Here is an 18,984-nt window from a genome sequence, read left to right as displayed (position 1 = left end):
GGAGTACCAGGGGACGGAGCTGGGCACGGTGCCTCCAAGGACGGGAGCATCCGGTCCGCGCGGCGGGAGGGCCGCCGTACGGCCGGCGTACGAGCGACTACTGCCCAGCTGTTGCGACCCGGATACCGGCATGCCGACGCACTGACGGCCGGTACGCGCGAACGGCCCCGATACGTGGCCCTTGTCGTACGACAACCATCTCGTCGGACCATACCGGCCGGGGTTCCACCGTGACCTGGTGAACAGCCGTGCGGCGGGCCGTTCGGCGTACCGCACGCCTGTTCACGCGATGGCGGTCAGAGGTAGAACCGGGTGATCGTCTCGGCGACGCAGTGCGGCTTGGCGCTCTCCGCGCTGACCACGGTGAACCGGACGACGGCCTGCACGCCCCCCGGGACCTCGGCGGCGGAGACCAGCTCCGCGGTGGCCCGCACCGCCGTGCCGACCGGGAGGGGAGCGGGGAAGCGCACCTTGTCGGAGCCGTAGTTGAGCGCCATCCGGATGCCCTCGACGCCGTAGCACTCCTTGGCCAGGACCGGGATCAGCGACAGCGTGAGGTAGCCGTGCGCGATGGTCGAGCCGAACGGGCTCGCCCCGGCCCGCACCGGGTCGACGTGGATCCACTGGTGGTCGCCGGTGGCCTCGGCGAACAGATCGACCTGGGCCTGGCCGACGGTGTGCCACTCGCTGGTACCGAGTTCGGTGCCGACGGCTGCGGTCAGGTCGGCGAGGGAGGCGAAGGTCGTCAAGGTGCGCTCCTGCGGGCGGTGGGGCTCCGGGGTGGACAACGGCACCCGCGGGACGGTCCGCGATCGGGACGCACGCCGCCGGTGCCCTGGCAGAGTATGCCTACTCGCCGGTCACATGTCAGGAGTCGCCCGCCCCGGGACCGGCCGGGCAGGCGTCCGCCCCGGGCCGCCGCACCGGCCGCAGCCGGTTGCCGCCGACCAGCTCCGGCGTGATCGTCACGAACACCGGCTCGTCCTCGGGCGCCCAGCTCCAGGTCCCGCTCCGCAGCAGCCGCTCGTGCGTCGCCGGGTCGCTCACCAGCCGGGACCGCCCGTGCACCAGCACGCTCCAGCCGCCGCGGGTCACCGGGTCCAGCCGGTCGGCCTGGAACGCGGTCACCGTGTCGTCCAGCGCCCGGCAGACCCTGGCGTCCCGGCGCACGGCGAGCACCAGCCGGCCGTCGGCGGCGACCTCGAAGGCCACCGGCAGCACGGCCGGCAGTGCCTGCGCGGTGTACACCAACCGCCCGAGGGGCACGGTGGCGAGCAGGCGCAGGCACTCGTCCTCGCTCAGGCACTCCACCCGATCGTCACGGTCCATGCGTTCGATGGTGCCCCCCGGGCCGCCGCTGCCGTAGGGCCCATGGTCCCTGACCTGGACGAACGGATCACCCGGTGGCCGGGCCCCCGGCCCCGCCCGCGCGGCCGGGCGCGCCGGGTCGCGGACGCCGCCCGTGCGGCGGCCCGCGCGGCGGTAGCTTGGCGGCGGTACGGGGCACATCCGTACCCGGTACGGCGCAGCGGCCCCTGGTAGGGCGGGCCGCCGAGGAGGGGGTGCGCGGATGGTCAGCGGAGTCGATCTGGTCGTGATCGGGGCGGACGGCGGGCCGGAGCGCAGTTTCGGCGGCTCGGCACTGGCGGCGGACGGCGCGCGGCTGCTGGCCGACGTGCTGCCCGGCAGCTGCTTCGACGCGGGCACCGCCGGGTGCCGGGTCACCCTGGTGGAGCCGGGCGCCGACGCGAACCGGATGCTCACCGAGCTGCGCGGCGCGGCGCAGCGGCGCGCGCGCTGGCTGGTGGTCTGCCTGCTGGGACAGCTGGTCGCCGACCCCAGGGGGCGCCGGCTCGCCCTGGTGACCGGCGGCAGCACGCCCGACAACGCCTACCGGCGGGGGCTGGCCTGGGACTGGGTGGTCAGCGCGATGGTCCACGGCGACCAGGAGGAGACCCTGCTGCTGGTCGACGCCGTCGCCGACCGGGACACCTGGGCGGTGCTGGAGCGCGGCGGCGGGGAGGACGGCGTCGGGGAGCTGTTGGCGTACTCGCGGGTGCCGCTCTGGGGCCGGATCTCACGGCACACCGCCGGCAGACGCGGCCGGGCCGCCGTACTGCCGGGCGGCGAGGGCTCGTTCAGCTGGGCACTGGCCAGAGTACTGGAGCACGGTGTGCCCGGCGGCCCGCCGGCGGTGGGCCCGCAGGAGCTGCACGAGGCGGTCTCCGCGCAGCTGGAGTGGGGCGAGCTCGCCGCCGGGGCGAGCGGCGCCCGACTGCTCCTGCCGCCCCAGGGCGGACGGTTGTTGATGCGCAATCGGGCCGCCGTACGGGGTGCATTGGCCGGATTGTCGCTTTCCGAAGAACTGTTGGCCGTTCTGTGGCGAGAAAATGCCCCGACGGATCCGCCGTCCGCGTAAGGTCAGGGTGCTCGCGCTGTTGCCGTGATGGGCCGGTTTGGCGAAGAATCGATGCTCTGGCAGCAGGCACGGCGGGTACGGCGGAATTCTTCTGGCGGCCACTGACCACGGACGGGGTCGGTCGCGACGAGGTGGGGCGATGCGGCAGCGCGGAAATGTGTTGCGCCCTGGGGCGGTTGGGGTTGGTGGGGTGGTAATGGTGATACTGCTGAGCTCCTGCGGGGGCAGTGGTGGCGCCGGTTCCGCCGATCGGCTCGGTACTTCTGCGCCCAGTGTTGCGGCAGTGACTCCGGTAACTCCTTCGGGTGGTTCGGGCACCGGTGGGACCGCGCCGACCGACGGTCCGGAAGGGGCCGTCGGGCGAACGGCGTTGAGGGCGTATCAGGACTGGTGGGCGGCCCAGACGGACGCTTTCGCCCGGTCCGACTCCGACGGTTCCCAGTTGCAGGCGTACTCGACCGGGAAGGCGCTCAGCGAGGCGCTCGCGAACCTTCACCAGTTGCACGAGGCGAAGCTCGTGATGATCGGAAGTCCACGCAATTCCCCGGTGGTGAACAGCGTCGACGTGAAGTCCGATCCGCAGACCGCCGTTGTCGGGGACTGCCTGGATGTGACGGCATGGCAGCAGGCCGACGCGACAACGCACGCGATAAAGGCACCGCAACAGGCGCTGACGAGGTACCCCGCGACCGTTTCCCTGCGCAAGTCCGGAGCACGCTGGCTGATCGTGGACTTCAAACGCGAGGTGGACCGAACATGCTGAAGCCGATGGCAGGATTCACGTTTCGTGTGCTGCTGGCAGCCGGGTTGCTGCTGGCACCGGCCGGCGCCGCAATGGCGGACGGCCCCACCGGGGATGTGCACCAGTGCCAGGTGACCTACATCTGCACGGACGTGCACGAGCCGGGCACGGTACCGACCACCGGGCCCACCGGCGGCGGCGGCGCGAGCGGCGGCGGCACCGCGACCTGCAGCTGGAACGGCCAGGACTGGGCCTGCTGGGACAACGACCTCGGCTGGTTCAGCACCTCGAACGGCTGCTACTACCACCTCTCCGATCCGCAGCCCCCGGCCGGCGACCCCTCCTGGGCCGGACACCAGCCCGCGGACGGCGGGGTCTACGAGGTCAACTGCCGCCAGACCACCGGCGGCATCGCACCGGGCGAGCCGGTCTTCCTCGCCCAGGCGCCCGGCGGGCCGCCGCCGGACGACAAGTTCGCCCTCGCCAACGACGCCCGGGGCCGGATCCGCTTCGACGCCCCCGCCCCGCACGTGGCCCCCGCCGCCGGCGCGGTCGTCGGCCTGCCGGTCTGGCTCTGGTTCGACTGGGCGGCCGGCACGGCGGCGCCCGCGCCGGGGACGGTCCGGGGCAACTACATCTCGGTCACCGCGACCCCGGTGCTCCAGGACGTCGAGTGGAACTTCGGCCACGGCCAGGTGAAGCACTGCACCACGGCGGGCACCCCCTACGAGGCCCGGTTCGGCCGGGAGCCCTCCCCGGACTGCGGCTTCACCTTCACCGAGAGCTCGGCGGTGGAGAGGGCCTCCGGCGCCTTCTCCGGCACCGTCACGCTCACCTGGGCGGTCACCTCGAAGGTGGTCGGAACCGGCGAGGCGATCGGCACCAGGCCGATCACGATGACGGTCACCACCGTGCCCTTCGCCCTGACGGTCAGTGAGGTCCAGGTGCTGAACTGACCGTCCGTCCGCAGTCCGTCCAGCTCCCCCCGTACGCGTACGAAAGGCCGAAGCCCGGTGGAGAACCGAACAGTCACGACGCCGGGCACCGGCACGTCCACCCTCGTCCCCGAGCCCGCGCGCGGCGTCCCGCACGCGCCGCCCCGCACGCTGCGGGCCCGGCGGCGGCGTCCCGCGGTGCTGGCCATGGCGGTGGCGCTGATCGCGGCGGGCGGGCTCGGCGGCGCGGTGCTCTACAACAGCACCGGGCAGCGGATCGCCGTCCTGGCACTGGCCCATGACGTCGCGTACGGGCAGGTGCTGAAGGCGGACGACCTGGTGGTCGCCCGGATCGCCAGTGACCCGGCTCTGAAGCCGCTCTCGGCCGCCGACCAGGCCCGGACGGTCGGCATGCGCGCCACCACCGACCTCAAGGAGGGCGCCCTGCTGCTCAAGGCGGACGTGGCGCAGGCCCTCACGGTGCAGCCGGGCCAGCTGGTCGTCGGCATCGCCGCCAAGCGCAACCAGCTGCCCGCCACCAGGCTCCAGCCCGGGGTGTCCGTACTGGTGGTCTCCACCCCGGACGCCGGCTCGGGCCAGGGCGGGGGCACCACCCGGACCCCCGAGAGCCTGGCCGCCGTGGTGACGACGGTGGGGAAGACCGACGCGGACGGCAGCGTGGTGTTCGACGTCGCGGTGTCGGTGGCCGACGGCACCCGGCTGGCCGGCTGGGTGGCCGGCGCGAAGTTCCAGGTCGTGCTGGCGCCGAGGACGGCCGGTGCGACCGGCACGGGCGGTGCCTCGGCGGGCGCCTCGGCCCCGGCGGCGACGCCCTCCGGGGCAGCGAGCGGGGGCAGCGCCTGATGGCGGTGATCGCGGTCGTCGGCGGACCGGGGGCGCCCGGCGCCACCACCTCGGCCCTCGCCCTGCTGCTCGCCTGGCCGCTGGAGCCCGGCCGCCGGATCCTCCTGGTGGAGTGCGACCCGGACGGCGGAGCCGTCCTCGCGGGCGCGCTGGAGGGCCGGGTGGAGGCCGTCTACGGTCTGCGCAACCTGGCCGTCGCCGACCGGCGCGGGCTGCTCGCGCAGACCCTCTGGGACCAGCTGATCGACCTCTCCCCGGACGGCGAGGGCGAGCGCCTGCTGCTGCCCGGCCTCACCGATCCCACCCAGGCGCCCGGCCTCGCCTACACCTGGGAGCCGCTCGTCGAGACCCTGCACGCGCTCGAACCCCAGGGCTACGACGTCATCCTGGACCTCGGGCGCTCCGGCGCCACCGGGCCCAGCGCGGTGCTGGCCCGGCGGGCCGACGCGGTGGTCGCCACGCTGCGCACCACGCTGCGCGGGCTGAGCGCCGCCCGCCCGAGACTGGCGGCGCTGCGCGAGGACCTCGCCACCGCCGGCACCGGGGCGGACGCGCTGGGCCTGTTGCTGATCGCCGAGGGCCCGTACTCGGCCTCGGAGGTCTCCCGGGAGTTCGGCCTGCCCACCCTGGGCCTGCTGCCGCACGCGCCGCGTACGGCCAGAGTGCTGTCCGACGGCGGGGACAGCGCCGACCGTCGTTTCGTCCGTTCGGAGTTGATGCGCACCGCCCGCTCGGCCGCGGACCAGATCCAGCTGCTGGTCCGCGGCCGCCGCCGGCGGCTCGCCCCCTCCGCCGCGGCGCAGCAGGCCACCCGGCCGCAGTCGCCGCCGCAGGTGATGCCCGCCCCCACCCCGGTGGAGCACCAGGTGCCGCGGGCGGCCTGGCAGCCCGGCCCCCAGTCGCACCCGCTCGCCTACCAGGCCCACCACGCACCGCCGCCGTACGGGCAGGCGCCGCTGGCCGGGCTCGCCCCGCAGCCCGCCGCACCCGCGCCGTTCCCCGGCCAGCCGGCCCCCGCCCACCGGCCGGCCGGGCCGTCCCCGTACCAGCAGGCCCAGCAGGCCCAGCAGCCGCAGCAGACCCCGTACCCGCAGCAGGCGCCGTACGACCGGCACCCCGAGCAGGACCGGCCGGCGCCGCTGCGGCCCACCCCCGAGCAGTCCGATCCGGCGCAGCAGATCACCTACGGGCAGGTGCTCCGTGCGCGGTAGCCCCCTGAACCAGCGACCCGGCGCCGACCCCGCCGCGCTGCCCTGGTCGACGCCGCTGCCCGGCCCCGGCGGCCCGGTCGTCACCGGCCGGGTGACCGGACCGGCCCCGGCCGGCCCCCTGGCGTCCGCCGGCCGGCCTCCCGGCGACCACGCCGCGGTGGGACCGACCGCCGTGCCCTCCGCGCTGCCCGCGCTCGACAAGCGCGGAGCGGGCACCCGGCCCGCCGTCGACCCGCAGGTGGCACGCGAGCTCAAGCGCCAGGTCGCCGCCGAACTGCACCAGCAGCTCACCAAGCTGTCGGCCGGCTCCGGGGTGGAGGCGGACCGTGCCACCCGCCGCCAGCGCGGCCGCGCCCTGATCGAGGAGGCCGTGGCCCGCTGGTCGGACGCCTACGCCCAGACACACGGCATCCCGCCCACCCGGGAGCAGGACCGGGCGCTGGCCGAGGCAGTCTTCGACCTGCTGTTCCGCGCCGGGCGGCTCCAGCCCTACCTGGACGACCCGGACATCGAGAACATCCTGATCAACGGCTGTGACGACGTCTGGATCTCCCGGGTGCACCAACCGCTGCGCCAGGTACCGCCGGTGGCCGACACCGACGCCGAACTGGTCGAGCTGCTGCAGGATCTCGCCCGCCAGCACGGCGGTGGCGAGCGCAGCCTCTCCACCGCCAGTCCCACCCTGGCGCTGCGGCTGGAGGGCGGTATGCGGCTGCAGGCGCTGACCGAGGTCACCCCGCGCCCGTACGTCGCGATCCGCCGCCACCGGGTCGCCTCGGCGACCCTGTCGGACCTCATCCAGCTCGGCACGGTGGACCACACCCTGGCGGCCTTCCTGGCAGCCGCGATCCGGGCCCGGAAGAACGTGATGATCACCGGTACGCAGGGCGTCGGCAAGACCAGCCTGCTGCGCGCGATGGCCGCCGAGATCCCGCCGGACGAGCGGATCGGCACCCTGGAGTCGGAGTTCGAACTCTGGCTGCACACCCTCGGCCACCTGCGCCAGGTCGTCCCGATGGAGGCCCGGGAGGGCAACGGCGAGCGCGTCGACGGGCGGCTGGCCGGCGAGCTGACGATCGGCGAGCTGATCCCGGCGGCGCTGCGGATGACGCTCTCGCGGATCATCGTCGGCGAGGTCCGCTCCGGCGAGGTGGTCCCGATGCTGCGGGTGATGACCAACGGCGAGGGCGGCTCGATGTGCACCCTGCACGCGCGCGGCCCGCACATGGTGGTCGACCGGATCGCCGAACTCTGCCTGGAGTACGGCGCCCACATGACCGACAGCCTCGCCTACCGTCTCACCGCCAACGCCATCGACCTCATCGTGCACGTCACCATGGTCGACGAGACCGCCGTCGGCGGTCGCCGCCACCGGTTCGTCTCGCACGTCCTGGAGGTGGCCGGCCTCGGTGAGCACGGGCGGCCCGCACTGAACACCGTCTTCGGGCCGAGGATCGATCAGGGCGAGCCCCGGGCCGTCCCGCACACCCCGCCCAACTGCCTGGACGACCTGCGCCGGGCCGGCTTCGACGCCTCCCTGCTGCAGGCCGGGTACGGCAGTTGGGCCGCGCCGCTCCAGCTGCGGATCGGCGGCGCCCGATGATGCTCCTCTTCGTCCTCTGCGGCCTGATGGTCACCGGCGGCCTCATCGCCCTGGCCGTCGGCCTGCGTGGCACCGACCCCGCCGACGGGCCGGCCGACAACCCGCTCGCGACCCGCGCGCACACCCTCTGGTACGGCGCCCCGGGCACGGCCGCCCCCCGGCTGGTGCGGCTGCGCCGCGTCCAACTGCCGCTGGCGCTGGCCGGAGCGCCGCTCGGCTGGCTCTTCACCGGCATCCCGCTCACCGCGCTGCTCGTGCCGGTCGGCGTCTTCGGCCTGCCCTGGCTCTTCGACGCGACCCGCTCCGACACCCACCGGATCGAGCGGCTGGAGGCCCTCGCGGAGTGGACCCAGCGGATCGCGGACGTCCTGCTGCTCGGGGTCGGCCTCAACCAGGCCATCGTCACCAGCCGCCGCACCGCGCCCGCCGCCCTGGAGTCCGAGATCGCCGAACTGGCCGCCCGCCTGCAGTCCCGCTGGCGGCCCGAGGACGCGTTGCGCGCCTTCGCCGACAGCCTGGCCGACTCCACCTCCGACAAGGTGCTCGCCGCCCTGGTGCTGCGCTCCGGTGACAGCGGCCCCGGTCTGGCCCGGGCGCTGGCCGATCTCGCCGACTCGGTCCGGGAGGAGGTCCGCCAGCGCCGGGCGATCGAGGCCGACCGGGCCAAGCACCGCACCACGATCCGCTGGCTGGTCGGCATCATCGTGCTGGTGATCGTGGTCGGCTCCTTCAACAGCGGCTACACCGCGCCCTACAGCACCTTCGTCGGGCAGGTCGTGCTCGCGGTGCTGGCCGCCGCCTTCGTCGCCGTGATCGCCTGGATGCGCGCGCTGGCCTCGCACCCGCCGCTGCCCAGGCTGCTGGAGCCCGACCGCCGCAGCAAGGCCGGCCGACTCGCCGCCGACGCCGGCCCGGACGCGGCCGAGCAGAGCGACGTACCGGCGAAGGAGTTCCGATGATCTCGCCCTGGTCCGTCCTGGCCGGCGCCGTCGCGGCCGGCGGCATCGCCCTGCTCGTCTCCGAACTCCGGCCGGCGCCACCGGATCTGGGGCAGGCCCTGGACCGCCTGCACCGCACACCGGTCGGCGGCCGCACCGAGGACGCCGAGGAGCCGCCGCGCTGGTACGACCGGCTGGGCGAGGGTGCCATCGGCCTGCCCGGGCTGCGCATCCCGCAGCGCGAGCTGTCACTGATCGGCCGCACCCCGGCCCGGTTCATGGCGCACAAGCTGCTGTTCGCCCTCCTCGGGCTGCTGCTCCCGGCGTACCTCACCGCGATGGCCGCGCTGACCGGCACCGCGCTGCCGATGGCGGTCCCGTTCGTGGTCGGCCCGCTGCTGGGCGGCATGTTCTGGTTCGTCCCCGACGGCATCGTGCACGGCGAGGCCAAGGAGGCCAGGACCGAGTACCTGCACGGCATCGCCGCCTACCTCGAACTCGTCGCGCTGGAACGCGCCGCGGACTGCGGCCCGGCCGAGGCACTGCGCCGGGCCGCCGCGGTCGGCCGGGGCACGGTCTTCCGGCGCATCCGCGACGCCCTGGAGCGCGCCACCACCGATCGGCTCCCGCCCTGGGACGGCCTGGACGCGCTCTCGGAGGAGCTCGGCCTGACCCCCCTCCAGGACGTCGCGGACATCATGCGGATCTCCGGCACCGACGGCGCGGCCGTGTACGAGACCCTGCGCGCCCGCGCGCGGAGCCTGCGCGGTGAGCTGCTCGCCGAGGACCTCGCCCGCGCCAACACCGACAGCGAGCGCATGGTCGCCCCCGGCTCCGCGCTCACCCTGCTCATGACGTCCCTGATCGTCTTCCCGGCGCTCTACCAGATGCTCAACTCCCGTTAGGTGCCGCTCCGAAGCGTTCCCCCTGCCCGCTCCACCTCCCCCGAAGACCACCTGGAGTCCCGATGACCACTCGACTGCGACAGCTGGCCGGCGCCCTGCTCCTCCCGCTCCTCGTACCCCTCCAGCTCGGCTCGTTGCTCCTGCACCATCGGGCCGGGCGGTTGCGCGCGGCCCGCGCCGAGGGCGACCGGGGCGCGATCAGCATCGAGCTGGCGCTGGCCGTGATCGCCCTGATGGTGATCGCCGGTGGCGTCCTGTTCGCCATCAAGAGCCTGGCCACCAACGTGACCTCGCAGGTCCCGAAGACGGCTCCGACGGGGTGAGCCGCCGTCCGCACCGGCCCCGGGACGCCGGATCGATGACGCTCAGTCTGGCCGTCGTCTTTCCCACCGTCCTGGTCCTCGTCCTGCTCGTGGTCCAGGGATCGATGTGGTGGTACGCCCGCGAGGTCGCCCTCGTCGCCGCCCGCGAGGGCGTGGACGCCGGACGGCTCCAGGGCGCCGCCACCGACGGGCAGAAGGACGCGGCGGCGCGGCAGCAGGCCGAGAGCTTCCTGGCGCGGGAGGGCTCGGTGGTCGACCGCTACGGGGTGACGACCGACGGCAGTACCCCCACGACGATCCAGGTCAGCGTGGTGGTGGTGCCGCACTTCATGATCCCCGGCGTGCCGACGCCCGAGCTCACCCAGCACGCCTCCGCCCCTCGCGAGCAGTTCGTCCAGCAGGGCGGTGCTCCGTGAGGCGCCGGTCCCCACCGCTCCCGTCGGTGACGTACCGGCCGGTGCGGCTCCGGCGCTCCGGACGCCGGGGGCAGGACGGCCCGGGCGCCGCGTCCGGCGCCGGACCGGACCGGGGCAGCGTGGCGATCGAGGCGGCGCTGCTCGCCCCGGTGCTGCTGACCTTCGTCCTGCTGGCCGTCGCGGCGGGCCGGATCCAGACGGCCGGCGGCACGGTGGACGCGGCGGCGCGCGCGGGGGCGCGCACCGCGTCGATCAGCCGCGTCGACCGGGAAAGCGCCGGCCGGCAGGCCGAGGACACCGTCCGCGAGGTGCTCCGGCAGGACGGGGTTTCCTGCGGGCGGACGTTCATCGACGTGACCTGGGGCGAACTCGACGCCCCGGCGGGCCCGCTGGAGACCGTGACCGTCGCGGTGGACTGCGAGGTCGGACTGAGCGACCTGCTTCCCGGGCTGCCGGGGACCAGGAACATGCACGGCGGCTTCACCTCGGTGGTCGACCGCTACCGGGGCCGATAGAACGATGCGTAGCGCGGGTGGGGGAGGGGAAACGATGCTCCGTGGAGCGCAGACACGCGAGAAACCGGCCGGGCCGGCCCGCAGGGGGCGCCCCGGGCGCCGGCGGGGGCGCAGGGCGGACGGTACGGCGGACGCCGGCACCATCTCGCTGTTCGTCGCCGTCGTCGCGGCGGGCCTGGTCGCCGTCATCGGCGTGGTCGTCGACGCGGGCGGCCGGCTGCGTGCGGTGGAGAACACCGACGCGCTGGCCCAGGAGGCCGCTCGGGTGGTCGGCCAGCAGTTGGACGAGGCGAGCGTCCTGCAGGGCCAGGGGTTCAAGGTCCGGCAGGACTACGCCGCCCGGGCCGCGAACGCCTACCTCGGGCTCGCCGGCCTCAGCGGCGACGTCGTCCTCACCGACGACGGCACCGGAGTGATCGTCACGGTCCGGACCACCTACCGGCCCGCCCTGCTCGACCTGGTGCCGACGGGCGGCTGGGAGATCAGGGGCGAGGGAAGCGCCATCCTCGTCCACGGAGTCAAGAAAGCGGAGAACGGCTGATGGCCGCGCCACGTGCCAAGAACCACGCCCGTAGGGACCACCAGGCCCCGTCCGGCCGCCGCCCGGCGCCCCGCCCACCGCGCCGGCGCGGCACGGCGGGCGCGCTGGCCGGTGCCCTCGCCTCGCTGGTCGCCCTGATCCTGCTGCTGGTCGGCCTCCCGGCCGTGCTGTTCTACGGCACCCTGGCGGTCGCCGCGATGGGCGACGTCGCGCCCGGCGGCGTCGGGCACCTGCTGACCGGCCCGGACGACGGGCAGCTCTTCCTCTGGGCGCTGGTCGCGATCGGCTGGCTCGCCTGGCTCTGCTTCGCGCTCTCCGTCCTGCTGGAGATCCCGGCGCAGCTGCGCGGGCGGGTCGCCCGCCGGATCCCGGCGTTCGGCTGGAGCCAACGGATCGCCGCGGGCCTGGTCGGCTCGGTGATCGCGTTGCTGCCGGTCGCCGGATCGGCCTTCGCCGCGACGCCGGACCGCGCCCCGGCCGTGACCGCCCCGGCCCAGGTGGCCGCGGCGCCGCAGCACGCCGCACTGACCGCCGCGCCGGCCGCTCCGGCGCCGTCCGCCGGGCAGCAGCCCGGATACACCGTGCGCGACAGCCGCCCCGCCGACAGCCTGTGGTCCATCGCGGAGCGCCAACTCGGCTCCGGATCGCGCTGGGTGGAGATCGCCAAGCTCAACGACGGCCGGGTGATGGACGACTCCGGCATCCGCTTCGACGCCGACCGGCCGATCCAGCCCGGTTGGCAGCTGCTGATGCCGGCCGACGCGGCGCCGGACGGCGCCGGGCCGAGCGCCCCCGCCGGCCGATCCGCGCCGGACGCCCCGCAGACGGGCACGACCGGCGCACAGCCCGGGGCCGGGCAGCACGCCCAGGTCACCGTCGAGGCCGGGGACACGCTTTCCGGCATCGCCGAGAAGGAGTTGGGCAGCGCCGACGCCTGGCCGCAGCTCTTCGAGGCGAACAAGGGCGTCCAGGCGCCGGACGGGGAACGGCTGAGCGACCCGGACGAGGTCGTGCCGGGGATGGTCCTGGCGATCCCGGGTGCCCAGGCCCCGGCGCCGACCCCCGCGCCCGACCCGGCGCCGGCCCCCGGGCCCGATCCCGCCCCGGCGTCCCCCGCCCCGTCCGTGCCCGCCCCGGCGTCCCCCGCCCCGTCCGTGCCCGCCCCGGCGGCCACCGCGACCCCGCAGGCGACGACCGCCCCCGCCCCCGCGACGACCCCGGCCCCCGCGACCACGCCGAGCACCACCCCGAGCGGGGCCGCCGCGCACGCCCCGGCCGCCGCGCACGGCCGGGAGAACCCCAGCGACGACTACACCGTCGCCCTGGCGGCGTCCACCGTCGGCGTCCTGCTCGCCGCCATCATGATCGGGACGGTGGCCCGGCGCCGGGGCGGACAGCAGCGGGCCCGCCGCCCCCGGCACCGGATCGCCATGCCCGGCCCGACCGCCGCGGCCTTCGAGGCGGAGCTGAAGGCCCGCCAGGACTCCTCCGGCCTGGACCTGCTGAACCGCGCCCTGCGCACGATGGCCCGCAACACCACCCGCGCGGGCAAGCGCCTGCCCGCCATCGTCGCCGCCCGGGTGACCCCCGGCCGGACGGTCGAGCTGCACCTGTCCGCGCCCGCCGCGCCCATCGCGCCGTTCCGCGCCGCCCACGCCCCCAACGTCTGGTGGTGCCCGGAGGACGCCTCCGACCTGCTCTCCGCGGGCCAGGCCGCCAAGACCGCCGCGCCCTACCCGGCGCTGGTCACCCTCGGCGCCTCACCGGACGGCGCGGTGGTGCTGGCGGATCTGGAGACCGTGCGGCTGCTCCACCTGTCGGGCCATCCCGACGACGCCCGCGACGTGCTGCGCACCCTCGCCCTCGAACTGGCCCACAGTCCGCTGGCCGACCGGCTGCACCTGCACCTGGTGGATCTGGCCGAGGACCTGCCCATCGCGGGCCCGGCCGCCGAACGCGTGCACCGCCACCCGAGCCTGGAGGCCGCCCTGGCGGCGCTGGGTCCGCGTACCGCCAAGGCACGCGCCACTCTGGTGGCCGCCAACGCGGCGAGCCCCCGGGACGCCCGCAGCCGGGGCGAGGCCGACGAGGCCTGGATCCCGGAGATCGTGCTCTGCGCCCAGCAGCCGGGCGGCGACGTGCCCTCCGAACTCGGCCGCCTGCTCGACGCCCGCCCGCGCACCTGCGTCGCGGTGATCACCCGCGCACCCGAGCGCGGCACCGGCCCGGTCGCCCGCTGGACCCTGCCGAGCACCGGCCAGGCCGTCCTGCCGGGTCTGCACATCGGCCTGGAACTGCAGCGCCTGACCGGCCACCAGTACGACAACGTCTCCGAGCTGCTGCGCTCGGCCGGGGACACCACCCAGCACCCGGCGCCGGGCTGGACGATCGAGGGCCCCGGCCCCGACCTGGAGCCCACCGAACTGCCCGCCCCGATGCCGGTCCTGGTCGCGGTCGGCGCACCGGAGCGGGAGGCGGACAGCCCGGCCGGAGCGGCGCCCGGCACCGCCGACGCGGCCGGGCCCCGGCTGCTCGCCCGGGTGATCGGTACGGGCGTCAGCCCCTTCGCCGGCACCGACCCGGCCGCACCGCTGACACCGTCCGCGCCCCGGCCGCAGCCGCCCGCCGCCGTACCGCCGGGCCAGGGCGGCAGGGCCGACCTCAACGGCCGGGGCCGACAGGCCGCGAACACCGTGTCCGCGGAGCCGGGTTCGACCCCGGACGCACCGCCCGGCGCGAGCCCGGAATCGAATCCGGCCCCGGGCGCCGTGACCCCTAGCGGCCCGGGCGCCGTGACCCCGAGCACCCCGGGCACTGTGACCCCGAGCGCCCCGACCCCCGGTCCGGGCGCGCTGGCCGCCCAGGCAGTGGGACAGCACGTGCCGCGGCAGCCGGCGCCAGGTCAACCGGTCGTCCCGGGTGCGGCGACGCCCTCCGCGGCCCGGCCGCCGAAGACCCCGCCCGCCCAGCCGGTCGTCCCGGTGCCGCCGGCCCCGGCCGCCGGGCCCGCCTCCGCGACGGGTGCACCGGCGGCGCCCGTTCCCGTCCCCGTGCCGGCTCCCATGCCCGCTAGCGTCCCCGTGCCGGTACCGTCTCCGGCGGTGACCGGCGCCGCCGGTGCACCCGTACTGCCCGCGCCGCGCACCACGGTCCGCACGGATGCCGAGGACCTGCTCGCGATCCTCCGTTCGCCGGAGGCGCACGCGAGCCGTACCGCCCCCCGGATCCGTCTGCTCGGGCCCGCCGACGTGATCGGCGCCACCGGGCCCACCGAGCCGGCCGCACTGCTGCGCCTCACCGAGCTCGCGGCCTACCTCGCGCTGCGCCCGGGGGCCGAGGCGATCGCCCTGGACCACGACCTGCACCCCGGCGCGGCCCACCTCGAACCGCACCCGGCGCTCGGCCAGGACGATCCGGACGGTCGGCCGGGGAACCCGCTGTCCGCCAAACTCGCCGACCTGGCCGGCTGGTTCGGCAGTTCGGCCGACGGCCGTGCCTTCCTGCGCACCGACACGGCGGAGGGCTACGCGTTCGCCCCGACCGTCACCTGCGACTGGGACGAGTTCCGCAGCCTCTACCGACGCGGCATGCGCAGCACCAGCGCCACCGCCGACGCCGCCCTCGCGCACGCCCTCGCCCTGGTCCGCGGCGCACCGTTCGCCGAGGCGCCGCCGGCCGCCTTCGGCTGGGCCGAGGCGGAACGCCAGGACATGATCTCGGCCATCGTGGACACGGCGCACGAGCTCGCCGCCCGCCGCCTCCAGTACGGCGACCACCGCAGCGCCGAGGCCGCCGTCTTCCGGGGCCTGGCCGTCGCCCCGGACGTCGAACTCCTGCACCGGGACCTCTTCTACGCGTACGCCTCGGCCGGCGCCCGCGACCAGCTGGTGCGCGCGGTCAACCGTCTGGACGCGCTCAGCCGCCGGACCGGCCGGGATCTCGACGCCGACACGGTGGCGCTGCTGCGCGACCTGCTCGCTGGTTGAACCCCGCCCCAAGCGGGTGGCCGCTGGCCGCCGACCGCCGGGGCCCCGGCCAGCGGCCGTGGCCACCGGTGCGGCTACCGCCGGGGCCACCGGTGCCCGACCGGTGCGGCGCGCCGGGCGCCTCGGGTCGGCGCGGGGCATCCTGTGCGAGGCTGGTCGGGCGGCGGCCCGGCCCCGGGGCGCTGCGGCGCTCGGGCGCTCCGGTGCATCCGGGCCAGGACTCACGGCCTCGGCGAGGATCTCGATGCGAAAGATCGTGCTGTCCATGTCGGTCTCCCTCGACGGGTTCTTCGAGGGCCCCGACCGGGAGATCGACTGGCATCTGGTGGACGACGAGTTGCACCGTCACTTCAACGAGCAGTGCGGGGTGATGGGCGCCTTCCTCGAAGGGCGCGTCACCCATGAGCTCATGGCCGCGTTCTGGCCGACCGCCGACGCCGACCCGACGGCGCCCGAACCGGTGGCCGAGTTCGCCGCCCTCTGGCGGGACATGCCCAAGATCGTGTTCTCCCGGACCTTGGAGCGGGCCGACTGGAACACCGAGATCAGGCGCGAGGTGGTCGCCGAGGAGATCCGCGCGCTCAAGGAACAGCCGGGCGGGGACCTCGCGGTGGGCGGCGCCGAACTCGCCGCCGAGTTCCGGCGGCTCGACCTGATCGACGAGTACCGCATCTACGTCCATCCCGTCCTCCTCGGCCGGGGCAGGGCGCTGTTCGGACCGGCGGACGGGTTGGTCGGGCTGAGCCTGCTGGAGACCCGGGCCTTCGGCAGCGGCGTCGTCCTGCTGCGCTACGGGCGCTCCGGAGCCTGCGGCGCCGACTGACGTCGAGGGGAAGCCGCTCCGGCGACCCGCCTGCCTGCGCGATCGCCCACCCGGCCTGGCTCCGCGTGGGCCGTTCGTCGTACTCTGGCGCCATCGGCAGTGGGCAAACCGGCACGACGGTGCACGGGCTGACGTCGCGGGAGCGGCGGGGCGGGGTGGTGACCAGAGGTGGCGGAGGCAACAGCTGTCCCCGGGATGCCGGATGTCCCGGGAGGCGAGGGCCCCTGGGCCGGCGGGCCGTCACCCGTCGAGGCGAACGTGCGGACACCGCTTCCGGCCGGTGACGAGCCACCGCTGGTGGAGCGCACGGCGCCGATGCCCGTGGTCGGCGACACGACGCCTGAGCTCTCGGCCGCGCCGGCTCCGTTCGACGCCCCGGCCGTACCGGCCGAGCCGAACCCGTTCGACCTGCCGGGCCCGTTCGACGGCCCGAACCCGTTCGACGGCCCGAACCCGTTCGACGCTCCCGGCCCCTTCGACCGGCCGGGCCCGTTCGACGGCCCTGTCGGGGCAACGGCACCGGGGCCGGTCAACGGCCCGTCGGAGGCCGCCGCCCCGGCCGGGTCCGCCACGCCACCGCTGATGACGCCGCCGGCACCGCCGACACCACCGGACCGGACCCCACCGTCCCCGCCCGCCCCGCCGCCGACGCCGCCGTCCATGCCGCCCGCCGTTCCGGTGACCGGCTGGACGGGCCTGATGCCCGCCGTCGCCCCCGGGCAGCCGCCGGCAGGTCAGTCCGGGCAGCCGTCCACCCCCGCGCCGCTCCCGGCGCAGATGGTGGCCGCCTCGGGCGGGCTGGGCGCCGCGCCGCGTGGCCGGATCCTGGTGATCGAGGGCGGTTACGGTACGTCGGGGCGGCGGTCCTGGGGACGTGGTGGTGCGAACCAGGCGCCGGTGCTCTCCACGATGCTGGCGGCCGTCTCCCCGCAGATGCTGCTCGCGGCGGACGCGGTCGACGCCGTGCACCTGCCCGGAGCCAACGACCCGCAGACCGTGCTGGCCCACCTGCGGGCGGCCTCCAGGCACTCCGGGCCGCTGCTCGTCCACATCGGCGGCCACCTGGTCGCCGACAAGCGGGGCGGCCAGCTCTATCTGACGCTGCGTGACTCCAAGACCGGGACGGTCCGGCAGGACGGGCTGCCCTGGCAGGCCGTCGCCACCGAGCTCCAGCACCGTTCGCAGGACTCCCGGACGCTGGTGATCGCCGATGTGAGCGCCGACCAGCACGCCTGGCCCCAGCTGCAGGGCACCACCATCACCCCGCTCACCGACGGCATCCCGCTCTGGGCTGTCGTCAACCCGGACCCGGACCAGATCGGCACCTTCACCCGCGCGCTCATCGAGGCGCTGCACGGCGGGAGGCCCGGGGCCGAGGCGGTCCTGACGCCCGAGCAGCTGCGGCAGCAGGTCTACTCGGTCCTGCGGCCGGACGTGGTGATCCTCTGCTCGCACCCCGCCGACCAGCCGATCTTCCGCAACACCGCACGCCGCACGGACCACGGCGGCGGGGAGCCGGCCCCTTACGAGGGGCCGCGACCGGTGGCGGTGCGGCCGCGCCCGGTGCTCCGGCAGGACACCCCGTCGTCCGGGGCCGGGGCGGTCAGGACCCCGGTGCGCCTGGAGAAGCCGCAGTCCGCGCCGGGCCCGGCCGAGGCGCCGTCCGCCGCGCCGCTCGTCAGTCTGGACAAGGCCGCCCCCGAGCCGGCGGTCGCGCGGCGCACCGGAGTGACCCTCGCCAAGGCGCCGCCGGAGGCGGTGGTGACGCGGAGTCCGGCGCCGGGGGCCGACCACACCGTGTCGCTGCGCAACGACCCCGGCTCGACCCCGTCGGCCGAACCCGGCTCCGTCGAGGAGCCTTCCGCGCCGTCCGCGCCGTCCGTGCCGTCCGTGCCGTCCGTGCCGCCCGTGCGCCTGGCGAAGACCGCTCCGGCGCGCGTCGAGCTCTCGAAGGCGGCCGCCGCCGAGGAGAGCGGGATCGGGGTCGCGGCCGAGCACTCCGAGCCCCTCGCGCCGACCGGGTCGGCCCCGACGGTCGACGGGCGGCCCGGCCCGGCGGATCGGCCGTCCACCGGGGTCAGCCTGGCGAAGCCGGAAGCCGCGATCGACGCACCGGCAGCCGACCTACCGGCGGTTGGCGTATCGGCGGCCGGCGTTCCGGCAGCCGACGTACCGGCGCCCGCCGAGCCGTGGTTCACTGCGGAGCCCGCCGCTCCCGCCACGCCCGCTGCTTCCGTCGAGTCCGTCGCCGAGCCCGAGCCCGAGCCCGTCGCCCCGTCCGAGCAGCGGGAGTCCGAGCCGCTGTCCGGTCCGGCCCGGCTCGGCGACTACCGCGAGGCGATCGGCCGGATCGTTCGCAGCGCCGACGCGGGCGAGCACGAGGCCGCCGCCGGGCTGGCCCTGGAACTGGAGCAGCTGACGCTGGCCGCGCACGGCCCGTCGGCCGCCTCGGTGCTCCAGGTGCGGCAGGTGCGGGCACACGTCTCACGCCTGGCAGGGCGGCCCGGTGAGGCGGCCGACCTCTACCGGGAGGTCGCACTGGTGCTGCTGCGTGCCCAGGGTGCGGAGCACCCGGAGACCCAGCAGGCCGCGACCAACGCGGAGGCGTGCTGGCGGGCGATCCCGGACCGGGCGGAGGCGCTCAAGGTGGCTCCGGAGATCATCGAGCTGCGCGCCTACCTCCCGGGCCCCGACGGCCGCAAGCTCCGCGCGGCCGAGCGGTACCTCGCCCAGCTGGCCGGGGCCCCGACCGACTGACCGTCC

At 75.8% G+C, this 18,984-nt stretch carries 17 protein-coding genes; 15 read left to right on the top strand and 2 right to left on the bottom strand.

Annotation, left to right across the window (positions count from 1 at the left end; genetic code table 11):
* Nucleotides 1-296 precede the first annotated feature (296 nt).
* Complete coding sequence (locus OG823_RS06550) at nt 297-749, bottom strand: MaoC family dehydratase (RefSeq protein WP_371478278.1); 453 nt, start codon at nt 747-749, stop codon at nt 297-299.
* A gap of 118 nt (nt 750-867) precedes the next feature.
* Nucleotides 868-1,329 (bottom strand): pyridoxamine 5'-phosphate oxidase family protein, encoded by a 462-nt coding sequence (locus OG823_RS06545; RefSeq protein ID WP_371478277.1) that lies wholly within the window; start codon nt 1,327-1,329, stop codon nt 868-870.
* A 241-nt stretch (nt 1,330-1,570) separates the two neighbouring features.
* Between OG823_RS06545 and OG823_RS06540 the strand changes: the two genes are divergently transcribed.
* The 15 genes from OG823_RS06540 to OG823_RS06470 all read left to right on the top strand — a co-directional run bounded on the left by OG823_RS06540 (nt 1,571) and on the right by OG823_RS06470 (nt 18,978).
* Nucleotides 1,571-2,419, top strand: a complete 849-nt coding sequence (locus tag OG823_RS06540) for a hypothetical protein (protein ID WP_371478276.1) — start codon at nt 1,571-1,573, stop codon at nt 2,417-2,419.
* 442 nt (nt 2,420-2,861) lie between these two features.
* Entirely contained in the window at nt 2,862-3,182 is a 321-nt protein-coding gene (locus OG823_RS06535; RefSeq protein ID WP_371478274.1) for a hypothetical protein, read from the top strand.
* A gap of 5 nt (nt 3,183-3,187) precedes the next feature.
* Complete coding sequence (locus OG823_RS06530; RefSeq protein WP_371478272.1) at nt 3,188-4,117, top strand: hypothetical protein; 930 nt, start codon at nt 3,188-3,190, stop codon at nt 4,115-4,117.
* A 57-nt stretch (nt 4,118-4,174) separates the two neighbouring features.
* Nucleotides 4,175-4,960 carry an SAF domain-containing protein gene (locus OG823_RS06525; protein ID WP_371478270.1) on the top strand — a complete coding sequence of 262 codons (786 nt, stop codon included), beginning with the start codon at nt 4,175-4,177 and terminating at the stop codon, nt 4,958-4,960.
* Nucleotides 4,960-6,171, top strand: coding sequence for a hypothetical protein (locus OG823_RS06520; RefSeq protein WP_371478268.1), 1,212 nt, complete (start codon nt 4,960-4,962; stop codon nt 6,169-6,171). Before OG823_RS06525 ends, OG823_RS06520 begins: the two co-directional genes overlap by 1 nt.
* Nucleotides 6,161-7,774: an ATPase, T2SS/T4P/T4SS family gene (locus tag OG823_RS06515; protein ID WP_371478266.1), complete on the top strand. Its 1,614-nt coding sequence runs from the start codon at nt 6,161-6,163 to the stop codon at nt 7,772-7,774. The genes OG823_RS06520 and OG823_RS06515 overlap by 11 nt, the downstream gene beginning before the upstream one ends.
* On the top strand, nt 7,771-8,733 hold the full coding sequence (locus OG823_RS06510) for a type II secretion system F family protein (RefSeq protein ID WP_371478265.1): 963 nt from the start codon (nt 7,771-7,773) through the stop codon (nt 8,731-8,733). Before OG823_RS06515 ends, OG823_RS06510 begins: the two co-directional genes overlap by 4 nt.
* Nucleotides 8,730-9,617, top strand: a complete 888-nt coding sequence (locus OG823_RS06505) for a hypothetical protein (RefSeq protein WP_371478263.1) — start codon at nt 8,730-8,732, stop codon at nt 9,615-9,617. Before OG823_RS06510 ends, OG823_RS06505 begins: the two co-directional genes overlap by 4 nt.
* A 62-nt stretch (nt 9,618-9,679) precedes the next feature.
* Nucleotides 9,680-9,940 (top strand): hypothetical protein, encoded by a 261-nt coding sequence (locus OG823_RS06500; protein WP_371478261.1) that lies wholly within the window; start codon nt 9,680-9,682, stop codon nt 9,938-9,940.
* Nucleotides 9,941-9,975: 35 nt separating this feature from the next.
* Nucleotides 9,976-10,356, top strand: a complete 381-nt coding sequence (locus tag OG823_RS06495; RefSeq protein ID WP_371478259.1) for a TadE/TadG family type IV pilus assembly protein — start codon at nt 9,976-9,978, stop codon at nt 10,354-10,356.
* Between the two features lie 26 nt (nt 10,357-10,382).
* Nucleotides 10,383-10,871 (top strand): TadE family protein, encoded by a 489-nt coding sequence (locus tag OG823_RS06490; RefSeq protein WP_371478257.1) that lies wholly within the window; start codon nt 10,383-10,385, stop codon nt 10,869-10,871.
* A 34-nt stretch (nt 10,872-10,905) separates the two neighbouring features.
* Entirely contained in the window at nt 10,906-11,412 is a 507-nt protein-coding gene (locus OG823_RS06485; RefSeq protein WP_371478255.1) for a hypothetical protein, read from the top strand.
* Nucleotides 11,412-15,398, top strand: coding sequence for a LysM peptidoglycan-binding domain-containing protein (locus OG823_RS06480; protein ID WP_371478253.1), 3,987 nt, complete (start codon nt 11,412-11,414; stop codon nt 15,396-15,398). The genes OG823_RS06485 and OG823_RS06480 overlap by 1 nt, the downstream gene beginning before the upstream one ends.
* Before the next feature lie 244 nt (nt 15,399-15,642).
* Complete coding sequence (locus OG823_RS06475) at nt 15,643-16,221, top strand: dihydrofolate reductase family protein (protein WP_371478251.1); 579 nt, start codon at nt 15,643-15,645, stop codon at nt 16,219-16,221.
* Nucleotides 16,222-16,479: 258 nt separating this feature from the next.
* Entirely contained in the window at nt 16,480-18,978 is a 2,499-nt protein-coding gene (locus OG823_RS06470; RefSeq protein ID WP_371478249.1) for a hypothetical protein, read from the top strand.
* Nucleotides 18,979-18,984 lie beyond the last annotated feature (6 nt).

Source organism: Kitasatospora sp. NBC_00315 (genome assembly GCF_041435095.1).
In the GTDB taxonomy this organism is placed as follows: Bacteria; Actinomycetota; Actinomycetes; order Streptomycetales; family Streptomycetaceae; genus Kitasatospora.
This window is presented reverse-complemented; position numbering and strand designations above follow the sequence as displayed.

What these genes read in the sequence shown, in the direction of transcription:
- OG823_RS06545 (WP_371478277.1), bottom strand. Translation starts at nt 1,329, where the DNA reads ATGGACCGTGACGATCGGGTGGAGTGCCTGAGCGAGGACGAGTGCCTG.
- OG823_RS06540 (WP_371478276.1), top strand. Translation starts at nt 1,571, where the DNA reads ATGGTCAGCGGAGTCGATCTGGTCGTGATCGGGGCGGACGGCGGGCCG.
- OG823_RS06530 (WP_371478272.1), top strand. Translation starts at nt 3,188, where the DNA reads ATGGCAGGATTCACGTTTCGTGTGCTGCTGGCAGCCGGGTTGCTGCTG.
- OG823_RS06520 (WP_371478268.1), top strand. Translation starts at nt 4,960, where the DNA reads ATGGCGGTGATCGCGGTCGTCGGCGGACCGGGGGCGCCCGGCGCCACC.
- OG823_RS06510 (WP_371478265.1), top strand. Translation starts at nt 7,771, where the DNA reads ATGATGCTCCTCTTCGTCCTCTGCGGCCTGATGGTCACCGGCGGCCTC.
- OG823_RS06505 (WP_371478263.1), top strand. Translation starts at nt 8,730, where the DNA reads ATGATCTCGCCCTGGTCCGTCCTGGCCGGCGCCGTCGCGGCCGGCGGC.
- OG823_RS06500 (WP_371478261.1), top strand. Translation starts at nt 9,680, where the DNA reads ATGACCACTCGACTGCGACAGCTGGCCGGCGCCCTGCTCCTCCCGCTC.
- OG823_RS06495 (WP_371478259.1), top strand. Translation starts at nt 9,976, where the DNA reads ATGACGCTCAGTCTGGCCGTCGTCTTTCCCACCGTCCTGGTCCTCGTC.
- OG823_RS06485 (WP_371478255.1), top strand. Translation starts at nt 10,906, where the DNA reads ATGCTCCGTGGAGCGCAGACACGCGAGAAACCGGCCGGGCCGGCCCGC.
- OG823_RS06480 (WP_371478253.1), top strand. Translation starts at nt 11,412, where the DNA reads ATGGCCGCGCCACGTGCCAAGAACCACGCCCGTAGGGACCACCAGGCC.
- OG823_RS06475 (WP_371478251.1), top strand. Translation starts at nt 15,643, where the DNA reads ATGCGAAAGATCGTGCTGTCCATGTCGGTCTCCCTCGACGGGTTCTTC.